We start from the raw sequence: 16,440 nt of genomic DNA, 5'->3' as shown, positions 1-16,440 counted from the left end.
GATACCAAAATCTGATTTGGGAGAATAAAAATGAATGCACAAGTGAGTGTGACCGATCTATTTAGCAGAGAAGAAATACAAGAACTCATACAACCCTCAGACATATACGGTGCTTGGGCTGTTGCAAGCACATGGGCCGTTATTGGCGGAACATTTGCAAGCTTAATCATGATGTGGGATTACTTACCTAGCTGGGGCAAATTACTTGCTTGTATGCTAGCTTTAGCTATATTGGCAGGTCGCCAGTTATGTCTAGCAATTTTGATGCATGATGCATCTCATAAAAGCTTATTCAAAAATAAAAAAATAAATGACTTTGTAGGTGAATGGCTATGCGCCCGTCCAATCTGGAATGATCTACAAAAATATCGCGTACATCATGTTCGTCATCATGCAAAAACATCTACTCCAGATGACCCAGATCTTTCGTTAGTTTCTGGTTTTCCTGTAAGCAAAAAATCGCTTACTCGTAAATTTTTACGCGACTTAACGGGTATGACGGGATTAAAGTTTAGCTTTGGCCGAGTATTAATGGACCTAGATCTAATGAAATGGACCGTTGCAAATGATCAAGTCTGGTTAGATCGAAGCAATAAAGATTTCGTTGATTATGCAAAAAGTCTTATAAAAAACAGTAGTGGTGCCATTGCAACCAATGTAGCTCTTTATGGTGTTTTAAAAGCTTTTGGTCAACAACGGTTTTATTGGTTATGGCCCCTAGCTTATTTAACACCGTTTCCATTATTTTTAAGAATTCGCTCAATGGCCGAACATGCAGGGATGCAAACGAGTAATACAGCTTTAACTAATACTCGTACTACACGTGCAGGTTGGATTGCTAGAAGTTTTGTAGCGCCGATTCATGTCAATTATCACATGGAACATCATTTAATGGCTTCGGTGCCCTACTTCAAACTGCCACGTATGCATCGTCTATTGAGAGAGCGCGGCCATGTTCCAGCACCACCTAGCTATTTTGAAGTGATTGATTCACTCTCATCTAAGCCAGAACAATCTAATTAATTGACTCAAATAATAAATGAAAGGCTATGAATTTAAATTTGTGGCCCTTTAATTTGAATCCGCCATCTTATGTTTGGTTTGGAAATATTTAGGCGTCACTCCCATCCAGCGCTTAAACGCACGAGTGAAGTGAGAAGTCTCGGCATAACCTAGCATTAAAGCCACTTTTTCAACCGACATATTATTTTGAGTTAAAAGTTTCTGGGCATGCTCCTTTTTCAGTGAGTCAACCAAAAGTGTAAAACTAGTATCATCAAGAGCTAAATAACGTTGCAAAGTTCGCTCCGACATATTCATGATATGAGCCACTTGTCCAACTTTTAGCGCCTCAATATTCCCATTCATAAGCAATTTTTCGGCCACTTGTTTGACTTGCCCTTTCCAACCACTTTTTAAGTTTAATTTCTCTATATCCCGCTTGCACTGCGCATTTAACAACGGCGCTAGCATTGGGTCTGCCGTTAATACAGGTTGTGCTAAATACTCTTTTGGAAATATCCAACGATTACGCTTTTGGTTAAATAAACAAGTTACAGCCAGTTGATGACTGATTTGGCCAAAACCTATCGGCTCTGGCATTGGTAATTCAACTTTTCCCAAATGAGAAAGCCCTGTTAATTTTTTCGCAATTTGAACAAAACCGAGTAACAAAAAAATGTTGGCATTTGGGCTCAGCTGAAATGCATTGATGGGCTGATGAATTGACCAACATGCATCATTATTTTCTTGTTTTAATTCTGGTTTGAAAACCTTACAACGTGAACCAATGAATTGTTCAAGTATTTTTAGCGCTTCTCCTAAATTTGGAGAAACTATGGCAGCCATTCCAACTGAACCATAACATGAAGCCGTCATGCTTAAAGCTAAATATCCTGCTAGTGCTGGCTCTTTGCATAACTCGATCGCCCGTTCAATAAGCTGATTTAAGATGTTGAATTCAACATACCAGTAAGGCTTTTCTAATTGGTCTAAAGTTATTCCACTTCCATTTAAAAGCTGCTCACCAGAGACACCCCACCGCTTAACAGTCTCGACGATTAAATTAATATAAGTTCCGGGTAATTCTGGATTCATGAGCAACCCATATAAGCAAAATAAAATGGCGCGAAATGGTAAAAACTGTCAGTTCATGAACTATGCCATGCTTTTAAATTGATGCATAGTTATTCAAAACAAAATCCGCTGAATTGCACTAGACAGCACAATTTATGAAAAGAATACAGGTCCTCCCCTATGAACATTCTAATTGTCCATGCTCATCCAGAACCGCAGTCTTTTACCACTGCTCTAAAAAGTACAGCTAAGCAAACCTTAGAAAAATTGGGGCATAGCGTAGAAATTTCAGATTTATATGCGATGCAATTTAACCCTATTGCATCCAAAGCGGATTTCTTAGAGCTTAACCAACCTGATTATTTTAACTATGCTCTAGAGCAAAGAAATGCCAGCAAAAATCAGCTTCTAGCTCCTGATATTCAAGTAGAAATTGAAAAGGTAAAAAAAGCTGATCTTGTTATTTTAAATTTCCCACTTTATTGGACATCTGTGCCGGCAATTTTAAAGGGCTGGATTGATCGGGTATTTGTCTCTGGGCTTTTTTATGGCGGTAAACGGTTTTACAACCATGGTGGCATGGCAGGAAAAAAAGCGATGTTGTGTTTAACACTCGGTGGTAGAACACACATGTTTGGAGAAAACTCAATTCACGGCCCAATCGAAAATTATTTATACCCGATTCAACGTGGTACTTTGGCATATGCTGGTTTTGAAGTCTTACCGCCATTTATTGCTTACCATGTACCGTATATTAGCCAAGAAGCACGACAGACCCTTCTTGAAGACTATGTAATCTACCTTACTCATCTTGACCAGCTCGAGTCATTAAAATTTCCCAAACTTGAGCAATTTGATGAAAAACTCTATCCACTCTAATACTCTGTTTTAGCTCTTAAAATTAAATAACCGAATTTAGATCATTATTTTCGGTTTTTTATTACACATAACTTTCAAATATAGAATCCAAATTCGCTCAAAAAATAGATCAAATGGTAAAAAAATTAAGGTAAATTTTTTTATAAGGCTAAGAATATAAAACTGAATCAATAATATACAGATGTAGAGAAACGAGACTTATCAACTAAAAATGACAACTAATACTCATTTCATAATCACTTAATTCATATTTTTACAAAAAAATCTTTGACCATTTTTCTTGGATTTGTGACAAAAATGTCATAAAAATAAAGACCATTACTGATATATAAAAAATATAAATATCAATTAATTAAATTAATTAAACAATAGAAATATTCCTTCATTTTTCATTCATTATTGACAGATTTTGTATAAAAAGTGAGTACTCTTCAGTTCATACAATAGATTTACTCTTATTTTAATTATGCTATTTTTGTTACATGGAGTTATCAAAGCTTCTATTACTTGTAATTAGGAGCTTTGAAGGCAACACAGTTTAAACGGTTTAACTCTGTTACTTTTAAAAAAATGTCTTGAAGTTCAAGGAAAGATTAAAATGAAATTAAAACATCTGAGCACTGCAATGATTTTAGCAACGCTGCCTGCAACTGGGGTTTTTGCAGCAGCATTGGATCGCTCTGGACAGTCAATGTCTGCATTCTTACAACCTGGTAACTACTTTGAAGCTGGTATTTCTATTCTAGACCCAGATGTAGCGGGTAAAGAAGCAGGATCAAGCACAACAAATCGTAACATTGGCGATATGGCTGATGATTATTTTTTTCCAAGTGCAGCCTTAAAATTACAACTTAACGATAAATTTTCTTTTGGTTTACTTTACGATCAACCATTTGGTTCAGATGCAGAATACACAGGTAATAATGCATTTGTTTCAAACCCTGGGTCTGACTCAGTTTTATCAGCTGGTGCAATTGACGGGATTGTTACTAAAAAAGCAAAAGAGGCTTTAGTAGCACAAGGTTTACCTGTAAATGATCAAACCTTAGCCATAGCAAAAGGCCAAGTTTTAGCAAGTCCTCAATTTCAACAACTTGCTGGTGCTCTTGCTGTAGCAAATAATTATTTAGGTACTGGCGGAACTAAAGTTGAGGTAGATACACAAAACTTATCTTTTGTTTTTGGCTTCCAACCAAACCAAAACTTTAACTTCTATGCTGGTCCAGTATTACAAACAGTTAAAGGTAACGTAAGTCTTCGAGGTCAAGCTTATAGCCTTTACAATGGTTATGATGCAAATATTAAAGAAACTACTGGTGTAGGTTGGTTAGCAGGTGCAGCTTATCAAATTCCAGAAATTGCGCTTAAAGCATCTTTAACTTATCGTTCTGAAATCGACCATAAAACCAATATTAATGAAGACTTATCTTTATTAAATTTCCCTGGTCTTACTTCTGTGCTCGCTGGTTTAGATGTTCCGGCATCTAAGCTTCAAGCTATTAATTCAGAAGGTAAAACTACAATTACTACCCCTCAATCTGTAAACCTTGATTTCCAAACAGGTATCATGGCAAATACAGTGGCATTCGCGAATGTACGATGGGTAAACTGGAAAGACTTCTCTATCCAACCATATAAATTTGGTAAAGTTTCAGAAGCTGTAGGTGGGCTTGTTGGACGTCCAAATGGTTTTAACTTAGTTGAATACTCTGATGACCAATGGTCTGTTAACGCCGGTGTTGGCCGTAAACTTAGCGACAAGTGGGCGGGTAACGTTTCTGTGGGCTGGGACTCTGGCGCGGGTAATCCTGTAACAACCTTAGGCCCAACAGAAGGTTACTGGAATGTAGGCTTAGGTCTTCAATATAGTCCTACTCCACAAACTTTCCTTGCTGGCGGTGTAAAATACTTCTGGTTGGGTGATGCTAAAGCTCAAACTGGCGCACAAGCTGGTAGTGATCAATATGTTGCGGATTTCTCTGACAACAACGCTATCGCTTATGGTTTAAAACTTGGTTATAAATTCTAAGTTTCAAGACTCATTCATATAAAAAAGGCGCTTTAAGCGCCTTTTTTATTATTTATTCTTAAGCTGGTATTGTACGCTGTGAAACAGAACGGATTGCTTCTTTTAATGCATCATAACCGTGGATAGCTGGAAATTGTGGAAACTCAGCAATCACATTTTCTGGTGCATCAAACAAGAAACCGTGGTCAGCTTCACCAAGCATGGTTGTATCATTATACGAGTCACCAGCAGCAATTACACGGAAATTTAAACCATGTAATGCTTTAACCGACTCACGTTTTTGATCTGGTTGACGCAGTTTATAAGCCGTAATCATTCCTTCTTCATCTGTCTCTAATTTATGACAGAAAATGGTTGGCCAACCTAATTGCTTCATTAAAGGATGCGCAAATTCATAGAAGGTATCTGATAAGATCACGAGTTGGAAATGCGTACTCACCCATTCAACAAACTCTTTTGCCCCCGGTAATGGCCCCATCTCGGCAATGACTTCTTGAATGTCATTTAAGCCTAAACCGTGTTGTTTTAAAATATTAAGACGCTGAGTCATTAAAACATCATAATCCGGAATATCACGAGTTGTTGCTTCGAGTTCTTTAATCCCTGTTTTTTTAGCGAAATTGATCCAGATTTCAGGAACTAAAACTCCTTCAAGATCTAGGCATACGATTTCCATGAATGCTTCCAACGTTGGTTAAAAATTGCTGTATCATACCATTAAGATTTTCAGTTTTGCGTTGTTATTGATCAAATCAATTTTATTCATAAGGATCGAAATTAAAGTGCTAAGCACTTTATTAACTATCCTTTAGAATATTTTTCATAACTCAATGCGCCCAAGCCTTTTGCCAGGAACACACATGACCGTTATTCCGACTATTGATATCGTAGATGCTCTTGCTGCTGAATATGCAACCAAAAGTCCTCGAGAAATTTTAGAACTTGCCTTAAGCCAACAAGGTGAAATTGCAATTTCGTTTTCGGGAGCAGAAGATGTTGTGTTAATTGATATTGCTTCACGCTTAGGTAAGCCTTTCCGTGTCTTTAGTCTCGACACTGGCCGACTGCACGCTGAGACCTATCAATTTATTGAAACTGTTCGTAAACACTACAATATCAATATCGAAATTTGTTTCCCTGAATCTGACGCTGTTCAAAACATGGTAAACGAAAAAGGTTTATTCAGCTTTTTTACAGATGGGCATCAAGAATGTTGCGGTATTCGAAAAGTTCAGCCTTTACGTAAAAAACTTGCGACTTTAGATGGCTGGATTACAGGTCAACGTAAAGATCAAAGCCCAGGTACGCGTACAGAAATTCCTGTAGTACAAGCTGATGCAGGTTTCTCCGGCCCAGGTAAGCAACTCATTAAATATAACCCTCTAGCGAACTGGACAAGTGCTGAGGTATGGAGCTACATCCGTATGATGGAAATTCCATATAACCCTCTTCATGAGCGTGGTTTTGTTTCTATTGGATGTGAACCATGTACGCGACCTGTATTACCAAACCAACATGAGCGTGAAGGACGCTGGTGGTGGGAAGAAGCCACTCAAAAAGAGTGTGGCTTACATGCTGGTAATATGAAAAAGTAATTGGATATCAAAAAACCACTGGCAAATCAGTGGTTTTTTTTATGTCATGTTCCGTACACAAAGTCATATTTTCTCTACTCTAAACGCTATATACTTAATTTTACGGTTCTATAATTCTAATAAGAGCTCATATAAGGGCTTCTTAGAAAAATGCATGAGGCACAATGATTTATGCGTCCATTACACCCAATTGATTTCATTTTTCTGTCACTTGAAAAAAGACAGCAACCCATGCATGTCGGTGGATTATTTTTATTTGAAATTCCTGAAAATGCACCAGAAACCTTTGTACATGATTTAGTAGAAGATATTAAACGCTCAAAGAGCATTCCTATTCCTCCGTTCAATAACCGCTTAAGTGGTTTATTTTGGGATGAAGATGAAGAATTCGATATCGATCATCACTTTCGCCACATTGCTTTGCCTCATCCTGGCCGTATTCGTGAACTTCTGGTGTATATTTCACAGCAGCATAGTTCACTAATTGATCGTGCAAAGCCACTTTGGACTTGTGACATTATTGAAGGAATCGAAGGCAATCGTTTTGCCATGTATTTTAAAATCCATCATGCAATGGTAGATGGTGTTGCTGGTATGCGTTTGATCGAGAAATCTCTATCAAAAACACCAGAAGAAAAACATGTTGTTCCTTTATGGTGTGTTGAAAGTAAAAGAGCTAAGCGTCTAAAAGTACCAACTCCAAGTACTAGTAAAATTAAAAGTATTTTAGGCGGTATTAAGTCTCAACTCGACATAGCTCCAAAAGTCATGCACGAGCTATCTCAAACAATATTCAAGGAAATGGGTAAAAATCCTGATTATGTTTCTACTTTTCAGGCACCAGTTTCTATTTTGAACCAAAGAGTCAGTGCTTCACGTCGTTTTGCGGCCCAATCATTTGAATTAAGCCGCCTTAGAAAAATTTCAAAAGCATTAGGCGTAACGATTAATGATGTTGTCCTAGCTGTATGTTCAGGCGCTTTACGTGAATATTTGATTAGCCAAAACAGCTTACCTAAAAAGCCACTTATTGCCATGGTTCCAGCTTCATTACGTACAGATGATTCTGACATGAGTAACCGAATTACTATGATTTTGGCAAATTTAGGGACGCATAAAGATCAACCGTTAGAGCGTCTAGAAATCATTCGCCGTAGCATGCAGAATTCAAAGCAACGCTTTAGCCGCATGACTGCGAATGAAATTTTAAACTATAGTGCGGTTGTTTATGGCCCGGCAGGATTAAACATCATGTCAGGAATGCTTCCCAAGCGTCAGGCGTTCAATTTAGTGATTTCCAATGTACCAGGACCACGTGAGCCACTTTATTGGAATGGCGCGAAATTAGATGCGCTCTACCCTGCTTCGATTGTCATGGATGGACAAGCTCTAAACATTACCATGACCAGTTATTTAGATAAGCTTGAAGTTGGCTTAACAGCTTGTCGAAATGCTTTGCCAAAAATGCAAAACCTTTTGACTCATTTAGAGGATGAGATTCAACGTTTTGAAGAAATTATTGCAGAGAAACAGCTGAAACATCATTCAGCAAGTTAGAAAATTAAGGGGCTTTGAATTGGCCCCTTATTTTTTGATCGTACGGCACTGGTTAAGCAACTGATGACATACTGAACGAATCATTGCAGTTGTGATTGGTACTTCTTTACCTTGGTCATTCAACATATAGCAGCTATTTACTGGCGTGCTTTCTAAAACATGTTTAAGACCGTTGCTAATTAAGTTTTCACTTACATTCATGGGTTATACCTCTTATTGTTTGCTAAGACGTTTAATAGGGAGAACGTCTAGGGCTACTGTATGTAAGTAGTATTTAAAATTCATGAATGAAAGTAAAATTTCAGTTGTAACAAGGATTAAGCGATATCTTGTTACAACTTTAGCTTAAAATGATATCGTATTGCTCTTGCGTATATAAATTTTCGACCTGAAATTTAATAACACGGTTAATAAAATGCTCTAAATCGGCTACTGCTGGTGCTTCTGCTGTTAATAATCGGTCAATCACAGAAGGATGGGCAACAACAGTAAAGCCACTCGTTGACTCAAATGCACGCGTATATCGTAATATCTCACGAAATATTTCGTAACACACTGTCTCCGCTGTTTTGACAAAACCACGTCCTTGACATGTTGGACATGATTCACATAACAAGTGTTCTAATGATTCACGAGTTCGTTTACGCGTCATTTCGACCAGACCAAGTTCTGACACTTGAGTAATTTTGGTCTTCGCGTGATCTCGCTCAAGCATTTTCTCAAACTGACGCATCACCTCTTCACGGTGAGTTGCTTCTTGCATGTCAATAAAATCAATAATGAGAATCCCCCCCAAATTACGCAGTCTAAGTTGACGTGCGATAACTTGAGTCGCCTCCATATTGGTTTTAAAAACCGTATCCTCAAGACTACGACCACCTACATATGAACCTGTATTAACGTCAATCGTTGTCATGGCTTCAGTCTGGTCGATCATCAGATAACCGCCCGACTTCAAAGCTACGCGAGTTTGTAAGGCTTTTTGAATATCTTCTTCAACATTATAAAGATCAAATAGTGGTCGCTCACCCGGATAATGGATGAGGCGACTCTTCATATTCGGGACAAACTCATCTACAAACTCAAGCAGTTTTGCGTGAATCTCTCGCGAATCTACATAAATTTTTGCAGTTTCTTCGCTTGCTAAGTCCCGAATAATACGTTGAGGTAATGGAAGCTCTTCAAAAATTAAAGAAGGAACAGCAACGTCAGTCTGCTTACGCTGAATGTACTCCCACAATTTGCTCAGATAGCACATGTCCTGTGCAATTTCTGCCTCATCCACACCTTCTGCAGCCGTACGGACGATCACGCTACCGGGTAAATTATGCTCAGATTGAATACCTTCAATAATATTACGCAGACGATCTCGCTCTTCTTCAGACTCAATACGCTGCGAAACACCAATATGGTTGCCATACGGCATTAAAACCAAATAGCGAGAAGGGATTGAAAGATCTGTACTGAGGCGTGCGCCTTTTGTGCCTAACATATCTTTCATTACTTGGACAGTAAGGGTTTGCCCAGGATGTAATAGCTCAAAAACATTTGGGGTAGGCTGTGAACGAGGCCAAACCATATCATTGATATGTAAAAAGGCTGTTCGAGACAAACCAATATCAACAAAGGCAGCTTGCATGCCCGGAAGCACTCGTACAACTTTACCCTTGTAGATATTGCCGACTAGACCGCGTTTAACTGTACGCTCGACATACAGTTCATTAACAGTTCCATTTTCGATTAATGCCACCCGACACTCCATAGGCGTGACATTAATAAGTAGTTCTTCTGACATACATAAACTCAAAGCATTATAAAATTTTTTATTAAAGAGTCAGAGAAGCTGTTAACTTTAACGTTGTCTAGTGTTCATCGACAATGCTATTCAATGAAGAATGATAACAACCCCTTATGTCTTTACTCTTTTGAATAACTGTGCAAATTCGTATAAAGGAAGTCCTACCACATTACTATAACTTCCTTGAATTTGGGGAATATATTGCGAGGCAATTCCTTGAATTGCATATCCACCCGCTTTTCCAACAGGCTCACCCGTGGTCCAATAATCTTCCATATCTTGTGTAGTCAGGCGCTGAAACTCAACTTGTGTTTGCACTACCTGACTTAACATCTGTTGTTGAGTCGCAACGCACAGTCCAGAAAACACATCATGCCAACGTCCAGATAATTGTTTCCAGATTTCAAAGGCATGATTTTTCGATTCAGGCTTACCAATAATTTGGCCATCAAGTCCCAGACTTGTATCGGCAGCAATAACAATTGCTTCTGGAAAAAGCTTCAATACAGTCTGAGCTTTTTCTCTAGCCAACCGTTCAACATAATGATGAACCAGCTCATTTTCATGAACAGACTCATCAATGTCAGGACTATAGATTTCAAAATCTAAGCCTAGCTGTTGCAACAGCTCCTTCCGACGAGGAGAGCTAGATGCTAAAACTATATGCGCCATTTTGCCAAACAATAATAGACGACTGGCCACGTGATGATACTTGTCATCAAAGGTTGCCAATGTCTAGCAATCGAAAAATGAATTCCACCCATCGTCTGTGTTACCCACATAAATGCTAAATGGGCAATAATGACCAGCGTTGCTATCGTCCATAAATTAACAAAAGTTAAAATACGGCGTTCCCGAATTAAAAAACGGGTAAGAAAAGTCACAATTACAAAACTTAAGGCATTGAGCCCTAAAGGCGCATCAAGCAGTAAGTCTGTAAAAATCCCCATCCCAAATGCAAACCAGACCCCACACCATGTTGGCTGACATACTACCCAAAATAGCATAATCATTAACATGAATAGTGGCCGCCATCCTGAAATATCATAAGATAGCGGATAAACCATGAGTACAGAACCCACAATAACGGAGATAATAATTCCCCATAATGGATCTTTACGCTTTTCTCGTTTAAGTTTAGCGATCGGCATATGGCTGCTCCTTCGCTAATGATTCAGAGAAAAGTACAACTACATGATGGCCTGTTGCCAATTGTGCTGATGGTGTTACATCAATTTCAGCAAACTCACCTGAATTATGGCGTTTTATTTTGGCAACTGTACCCACTGCGTAACCTGCTGGGAAATGTTCACCCAAGCCTGAGCTAAACACTTTATCACCCACCTGAATATTCGCACTGGTCGGGACATATTCCATTTTTAAACGGCCCAAATCGCCTGTACCAGAAACAATCGCCCGCATTCCAGTACGCTCAAGACGTACCGACAGTGAATGTTCTTTATCTGATAACAACATTACACGTGAGCTATGAGGATATACATTAATAATCTGCCCCATAATCCCCTTATCATCCAAAACTGTTTGACCGACCTTTAGATGGTCCGTAGAGCCTCGGTTAATAATGATGATATGGCGTAATGGGTCTGCATCTGTCCCAATCACTTCGGCAATTTCCATACGACCATCAATAATTAACGGTGTATCAAGAAGGCCTCGTAAACGGGTATTTTCAGCTGACAGTTCAGAAAGCTTCTGTAAGCGGACTTGAGCTTGTAAAAGCTCAGCCTGCATCGCTGTATTTTCACGACGCAGTTGTGCTTCAGATTTTGTTTGTTGATTCAGCCATTCTCTCGACAGTACCGGATAACTAGCCAATGCATAAATTGGGTTATATGCAGCGTACAAGACATCCCTTGCTGGCTGAATTACATAAGGCATGCGCCAATCAAAGAACAGCACAACCAAACATGTAATGACCGCAATAATGAACGAGCGGAAAGATGGCGGCTGTCTTGAAAAAATATTCGGTTGCACCGCCTAATCCTTAAACTTAACCGACGAAAAGCATGTCATGGTTCGGGTTGTCGAAGAATTCTAATACTTTACCACCACCACGGGTTACGCAAGTAAGAGGATCTTCAGCAACAACAACTGGTAATCCAGTTTCTTGAGCCAATAACTTGTCAAGGTTACGAAGTAGCGCACCACCACCTGTCAACACAATACCGCGCTCAGCAATATCAGAAGAAAGTTCAGGAGGAGTTTGCTCAAGAGCAGATTTCACAGCACTTACAATACTTTGTAACGGATCAGAAATAGCTTGAGTAATTTCGTCAGAAGTTACGGTAATTGCACGAGGTACACCTTCTGCAAGGTTACGACCACGTACTTCAATTTCTAATGTTGTACCATCAGAAACAGCCATACCTACTTCTTTTTTAATAATTTCAGCAGTGGTTTCACCAATCACACAACCGTGAGCTTTACGAACATAATTGATGATTTGCTCATCAAAAACATCGCCGCCGATGCGTAAAGAGTCAGCATAGACACAACCTTGCAATGAAATAATTGCAATTTCTGTTGTACCGCCACCAACATCCACAACCATAGAACCACATGCTTGTTCAACTGGCATACCTGCGCCAATTGCTGCTGCCATAGGCTCTTCAATCAAACGAACATCACGGGCACCAGCATTAAATACTGCTTCGCGAATCGCACGACGCTCGACCAAAGTTGATTTACATGGTACACATACAACTACACGAGGTGCAGGTGGGAACAAACGTTTTTCGTGAACTTTACCAATAAACTGATTCAACATGGTTTCAGTCACTTCAAAATCCGCAATTACACCGTCTTTCATTGGACGAATTGCAGAAATATTCGCAGGCGTACGGCCCAGCATTTGCTTAGCATCTAGACCTACAGCAGCAACAATTTTTTGTGAACCACTGTGACGAATTGCCACAACTGTTGGTTCATTTAATATAATGCCGCGGCCTGGTGCATAAATAAGTGTATTTGCTGTACCTAAATCAATGGCTAGATCCGGCGAAAACAAGCCAATTAGTCGTTTTAGAATCACGGTTCGTTCTCAGTTAAACTTTCATGTGGATGCAAGGTGGCAACTTTAAACTAAATGTGATGATTTGAACAAGTCAATCGCTTATTATAACGCACGATATTTTGAAAATTTTTAATACTAATTAGGTGATGTTATGTCTACATCGGATGCACAGCATTCAGCAGATTTAAATGCACAAACAGTTTCAGCAATCGCCAATCTTGCTCGATTGTCGCTCAATGATACGCAATCTGCTGAATATGCTCAAAGTCTAAATAAAATTTTAGGCATGATGGAAACCTTAAAAGGCATTGATACGGAAGGCGTAGAACCTTTGAAAAGTCCTTTTGACAATCCTCAACCTTTACGTGCTGATGTGGTAACTGAAAGCAATCATCGAGATGAATACCAAGCAGTTGCGCCTGCAACTCAAGATGGTTTGTATCTTGTTCCTCGCGTGATTGAATAACTTTTACTCAATTAACCCATCTTCCCTATTTTGAATGTAAAGAAATTTTACTCATGACTGATTTACATCGCTTATCAATTCGTGAACTTGCTGAGGGCTTAAGCCAAGCGAAGTTTTCATCTCGCGAACTGACTGAACATTATTTGCAACGTATTGCTAAAATTGACCCACTGGTAAAAAGCTATGTGACGGTTACACCTGAGCAAGCGCTTGCCGAAGCTGATGCTGCCGATGCTGCATTAAAAGCAGGTAATGCAACCGCTTTAACGGGTATTCCTCTTGCTCATAAAGATATCTTTTGTACCAAAGGCATTAAAACAACTGCCGGTTCAAAAATACTAGACAACTTCATCTCTCCTTACGATGCAACTGTTGTTGAAAAAACTAAAGCAGCTGGTCTTGTCACTTTAGGTAAAGTGAACATGGACGAGTTTGCAATGGGTTCAACTTCTGAAAGCTCATATGTTGGCGCAACAAGCAACCCATGGGCGCTTGACCACGTTCCTGGTGGCTCATCAGGTGGTTCTGCTGCGGCTGTAGCGGCTGATCTTGCCCCTTTTGCAACAGGCACTGATACAGGTGGCTCAATCCGTCAACCTGCCTCTTTCTGCGGTTTAACAGGCTTAAAACCAACCTATGGTCGTGTATCTCGCTTCGGTATCATTGCTTACGCATCATCTTTAGACCAAGCAGGTCCAATGGCACGCTCTGCTGAAGACTGTGCTTACCTGATGAATGTAATTGCAGGTCATGATGCAAAAGACTCGACTTCGGTTAAAAAAGAAGTTGATGACTATGTTGCAAACTTAAATGGCACATCTGTAAAAGGCTTACGCATTGGTATTCCTAAACAGTACTTTAACGTTGCAGGATTAGATGCAGACGTAAAAGCGCGTGTTGAAGAGTCTTTGAAAAAATTTGAAGAAATGGGCGCAACGCTTGTTGAGATTGACCTCAACATGACTGAAGCCTATGTACCAACGTATTACCTCATCGCGCCTGCGGAAGCATCATCTAACTTGTCTCGTTATGACGGTGTTCGTTATGGCTACCGCTGTGAAAACCCAGCTGACTTGATGGATCTTTACAAGCGTTCACGTTCAGAAGGTTTTGGTCCAGAAGTTCAACGCCGTATCTTAATTGGTACCTATGCACTCTCTGCGGGTTATTACGATGCTTACTATGTAAAAGCTCAAAAAGTACGTCGTTTAATTCAACAAGACTTCTTAAAAGCCTTTGAAAATGTAGACGTGATTGCTGCTCCTTCTGCACCAACAACTGCTTATAAAATTGGTGCAAACTTAAGCCCAACTGAAATGTATTTAGGCGATATCTATACACTTGCAGTGAACTTAGCAGGCTTACCAGCGATTAATACTCCTGTTGGTTTTGATAAAGACAGCTTACCTGTAGGCTTACAATTAATTGGTAACTACTGGTCAGAATCACAATTGTTGTCGATTGTTCATCAATACCAACAAAATACCGATTTCCATACTCAACGTGCGGCAATTGCTGAGGAGAATGCATAATGGCTGAAGCTCAAAAGTTGAAATTGATTGACGGTTGGGAAGTCGTTATTGGTATCGAGATTCACACTCAGCTTGCGACTAACTCTAAAATTTTCTCAGGTTCATCGACTGAATTTGGTCAAGACCCAAACACACAAGCAAGCCTTGTAGACTTGGCAATGCCGGGTGTATTGCCTGTTTTAAATGAAAAAGTAGTTGATCTTGCAATTCGCTTTGGTTTAGGGATTGATGCCTACATCGACCAAGCATCTGTGTTTGCACGTAAAAACTACTTCTACCCTGACTCTCCAAAAGGCTACCAAATTAGTCAAATGGACAACCCGATTGTGGGCTTGGGTCATATCGACATTCAACTTGAAGATGGTACGACTAAACGTATTGGCGTAACTCGTGCTCACCTTGAAGAAGATGCTGGTAAATCTGTACATGACCAATTTGAAGGCATGTCTGGCATTGACTTAAACCGTGCTGGTACACCTTTACTTGAAATCGTTTCTGAACCTGACATGCGTTCGGTTGAAGAAGCTGTTGCTTATATCAAAGCAATTCACACATTAGTACGTTGGTTAGGTATTTCTGACGGTAACATGGCTGAAGGTTCATTCCGTGCGGACTGTAACGTGTCTTTACGCCGTCCGGGCCAACCTTTTGGTACACGTTGCGAGCTTAAAAACCTCAACTCATTCCGTTTCATTGAGCAAGCGATCAATGTTGAAATTGAACGCCAAATGGAAATTTTGGAATACGGCGGAAGTATCGACCAAGAAACTCGTTTGTTCGATCCAAACAAAATGGAAACGCGTTCAATGCGTTCGAAAGAAGAAGCGAATGACTACCGCTACTTCCCCGATCCAGATTTGTTACCTGTGATTATTGCTGATGAGCAAATTGAAGCTGCTCGCGCTGCACTTCCAGAGCTCCCTGCTGCTCGCCGTGCGCGCTTTATCGCAGACTTTGGTGTAACTGAGTACGATGCACATGTACTTACGCTCTCACGCGAAATGGCAGACTTCTATGAAGCTGTTGTGGCTGCTGCTGGCGGTGCGAAGCAAGGTAAAGTATCAGCAAACTGGGTAATGGGTGAATTCTCAGGTGCGTTAAACAAAGCAGGCCTAGACTTAGCAGACTCTCCTGTTTCTGCTGAACAACTTGGCGGCATGATTGCACGCATTGTTGATAACACCATTAGCGGTAAAATTGCTAAACAAGTCTTTGGCTTTATGTGGGAATCGGAAGGTAAATCTGCCGATGACATTATTGCGGAAAAAGGCTTAAAGCAAGAAACCGACACTGGCGCAATTGAAGCAATTATTAAAGAAGTACTTGCAGCCAATGAAAAAATGGTTGAAGAATACAAGTCTGGTAAAGAAAAAGCCTTTAACGGTCTTGTTGGTCAAGTCATGAAAGCTTCTAAGGGTAAAGCCAACCCTGCTCAAGTAAATGAATTAATGAAAAAATTGATTGGTTAATTTCA

Annotated in this window: 16 protein-coding genes; 8 read left to right on the top strand and 8 right to left on the bottom strand. The window is 39.8% G+C overall.

The window, feature by feature from the left end; genetic code table 11:
* The first annotated feature begins 30 nt into the window (after nucleotides 1-30).
* Nucleotides 31-1,023 carry a fatty acid desaturase family protein gene (locus tag RMA94_RS02685; RefSeq protein ID WP_311081754.1) on the top strand — a complete coding sequence of 331 codons (993 nt, stop codon included), beginning with the start codon at nucleotides 31-33 and terminating at the stop codon, nucleotides 1,021-1,023.
* A gap of 48 nt (nucleotides 1,024-1,071) precedes the next feature.
* Here the strand turns inward: RMA94_RS02685 and RMA94_RS02680 are convergent, their stop codons facing one another.
* Nucleotides 1,072-2,097 (bottom strand): AraC family transcriptional regulator, encoded by a 1,026-nt coding sequence (locus tag RMA94_RS02680; protein WP_202745310.1) that lies wholly within the window; start codon nucleotides 2,095-2,097, stop codon nucleotides 1,072-1,074.
* Between the two features lie 159 nt (nucleotides 2,098-2,256).
* Between RMA94_RS02680 and RMA94_RS02675 the strand changes: the two genes are divergently transcribed.
* Entirely contained in the window at nucleotides 2,257-2,955 is a 699-nt protein-coding gene (locus RMA94_RS02675) for an NAD(P)H-dependent oxidoreductase (protein WP_199984804.1), read from the top strand.
* A gap of 598 nt (nucleotides 2,956-3,553) precedes the next feature.
* Nucleotides 3,554-4,984 carry an outer membrane protein transport protein gene (locus tag RMA94_RS02670; protein WP_311081753.1) on the top strand — a complete coding sequence of 477 codons (1,431 nt, stop codon included), beginning with the start codon at nucleotides 3,554-3,556 and terminating at the stop codon, nucleotides 4,982-4,984.
* Between the two features lie 58 nt (nucleotides 4,985-5,042).
* Here the strand turns inward: RMA94_RS02670 and thrH are convergent, their stop codons facing one another.
* Entirely contained in the window at nucleotides 5,043-5,660 is a 618-nt protein-coding gene (gene thrH, locus RMA94_RS02665; RefSeq protein WP_009389629.1) for a bifunctional phosphoserine phosphatase/homoserine phosphotransferase ThrH, read from the bottom strand.
* Nucleotides 5,661-5,844: 184 nt separating this feature from the next.
* Between thrH and RMA94_RS02660 the strand changes: the two genes are divergently transcribed.
* Together RMA94_RS02660 and RMA94_RS02655 are read left to right on the top strand one after the other, a co-directional pair.
* Nucleotides 5,845-6,579: a phosphoadenylyl-sulfate reductase gene (locus RMA94_RS02660; RefSeq protein WP_060466061.1), complete on the top strand. Its 735-nt coding sequence runs from the start codon at nucleotides 5,845-5,847 to the stop codon at nucleotides 6,577-6,579.
* A 171-nt stretch (nucleotides 6,580-6,750) separates the two neighbouring features.
* A complete protein-coding gene (locus tag RMA94_RS02655; protein WP_005064414.1) occupies nucleotides 6,751-8,136 on the top strand; it encodes a wax ester/triacylglycerol synthase family O-acyltransferase in 1,386 nt (461 codons plus the stop codon).
* Between the two features lie 27 nt (nucleotides 8,137-8,163).
* Here RMA94_RS02655 and RMA94_RS02650 read toward each other — a convergent pair whose 3' ends face one another.
* The 6 genes from RMA94_RS02650 to RMA94_RS02625 form a co-directional block, all read right to left on the bottom strand.
* The gene (locus RMA94_RS02650; protein WP_002116397.1) at nucleotides 8,164-8,337 is read right to left on the bottom strand and encodes a PA1571 family protein; all 174 of its coding nucleotides are present in this window, start codon (nucleotides 8,335-8,337) and stop codon (nucleotides 8,164-8,166) included.
* A 139-nt stretch (nucleotides 8,338-8,476) separates the two neighbouring features.
* Nucleotides 8,477-9,931 (bottom strand): ribonuclease G, encoded by a 1,455-nt coding sequence (gene rng, locus RMA94_RS02645; protein WP_005064412.1) that lies wholly within the window; start codon nucleotides 9,929-9,931, stop codon nucleotides 8,477-8,479.
* A 114-nt stretch (nucleotides 9,932-10,045) separates the two neighbouring features.
* Nucleotides 10,046-10,606, bottom strand: coding sequence for a Maf-like protein (locus RMA94_RS02640; protein ID WP_025465969.1), 561 nt, complete (start codon nucleotides 10,604-10,606; stop codon nucleotides 10,046-10,048).
* On the bottom strand, nucleotides 10,594-11,085 hold the full coding sequence (mreD, locus tag RMA94_RS02635; protein ID WP_017385922.1) for a rod shape-determining protein MreD: 492 nt from the start codon (nucleotides 11,083-11,085) through the stop codon (nucleotides 10,594-10,596). The genes RMA94_RS02640 and mreD overlap by 13 nt, the downstream gene beginning before the upstream one ends.
* Nucleotides 11,072-11,929 (bottom strand): rod shape-determining protein MreC, encoded by an 858-nt coding sequence (mreC, locus tag RMA94_RS02630; protein ID WP_002116449.1) that lies wholly within the window; start codon nucleotides 11,927-11,929, stop codon nucleotides 11,072-11,074. Before mreC ends, mreD begins: the two co-directional genes overlap by 14 nt.
* Nucleotides 11,930-11,945: 16 nt before the next feature.
* Nucleotides 11,946-12,986, bottom strand: coding sequence for a rod shape-determining protein (locus RMA94_RS02625; protein WP_000601379.1), 1,041 nt, complete (start codon nucleotides 12,984-12,986; stop codon nucleotides 11,946-11,948).
* A gap of 133 nt (nucleotides 12,987-13,119) precedes the next feature.
* Here RMA94_RS02625 and gatC point away from each other — a divergent pair, with 133 nt between their 5' ends.
* From gatC to gatB, 3 genes are read left to right on the top strand one after another with little or no spacing between them, the layout of a single operon-like run.
* Complete coding sequence (gatC, locus tag RMA94_RS02620) at nucleotides 13,120-13,434, top strand: Asp-tRNA(Asn)/Glu-tRNA(Gln) amidotransferase subunit GatC (RefSeq protein WP_000107699.1); 315 nt, start codon at nucleotides 13,120-13,122, stop codon at nucleotides 13,432-13,434.
* Between the two features lie 53 nt (nucleotides 13,435-13,487).
* Complete coding sequence (gene gatA / locus RMA94_RS02615) at nucleotides 13,488-14,966, top strand: Asp-tRNA(Asn)/Glu-tRNA(Gln) amidotransferase subunit GatA (RefSeq protein ID WP_311081750.1); 1,479 nt, start codon at nucleotides 13,488-13,490, stop codon at nucleotides 14,964-14,966.
* Nucleotides 14,966-16,435, top strand: a complete 1,470-nt coding sequence (gatB, locus tag RMA94_RS02610) for an Asp-tRNA(Asn)/Glu-tRNA(Gln) amidotransferase subunit GatB (protein WP_000796643.1) — start codon at nucleotides 14,966-14,968, stop codon at nucleotides 16,433-16,435. Before gatA ends, gatB begins: the two co-directional genes overlap by 1 nt.
* Nucleotides 16,436-16,440 lie beyond the last annotated feature (5 nt).

Source organism: Acinetobacter sp. V115_6 (assembly GCF_031799025.1).
GTDB classification, from domain to species: Bacteria; Pseudomonadota; Gammaproteobacteria; order Pseudomonadales; family Moraxellaceae; genus Acinetobacter; species Acinetobacter pittii.
This window is presented reverse-complemented; position numbering and strand designations above follow the sequence as displayed.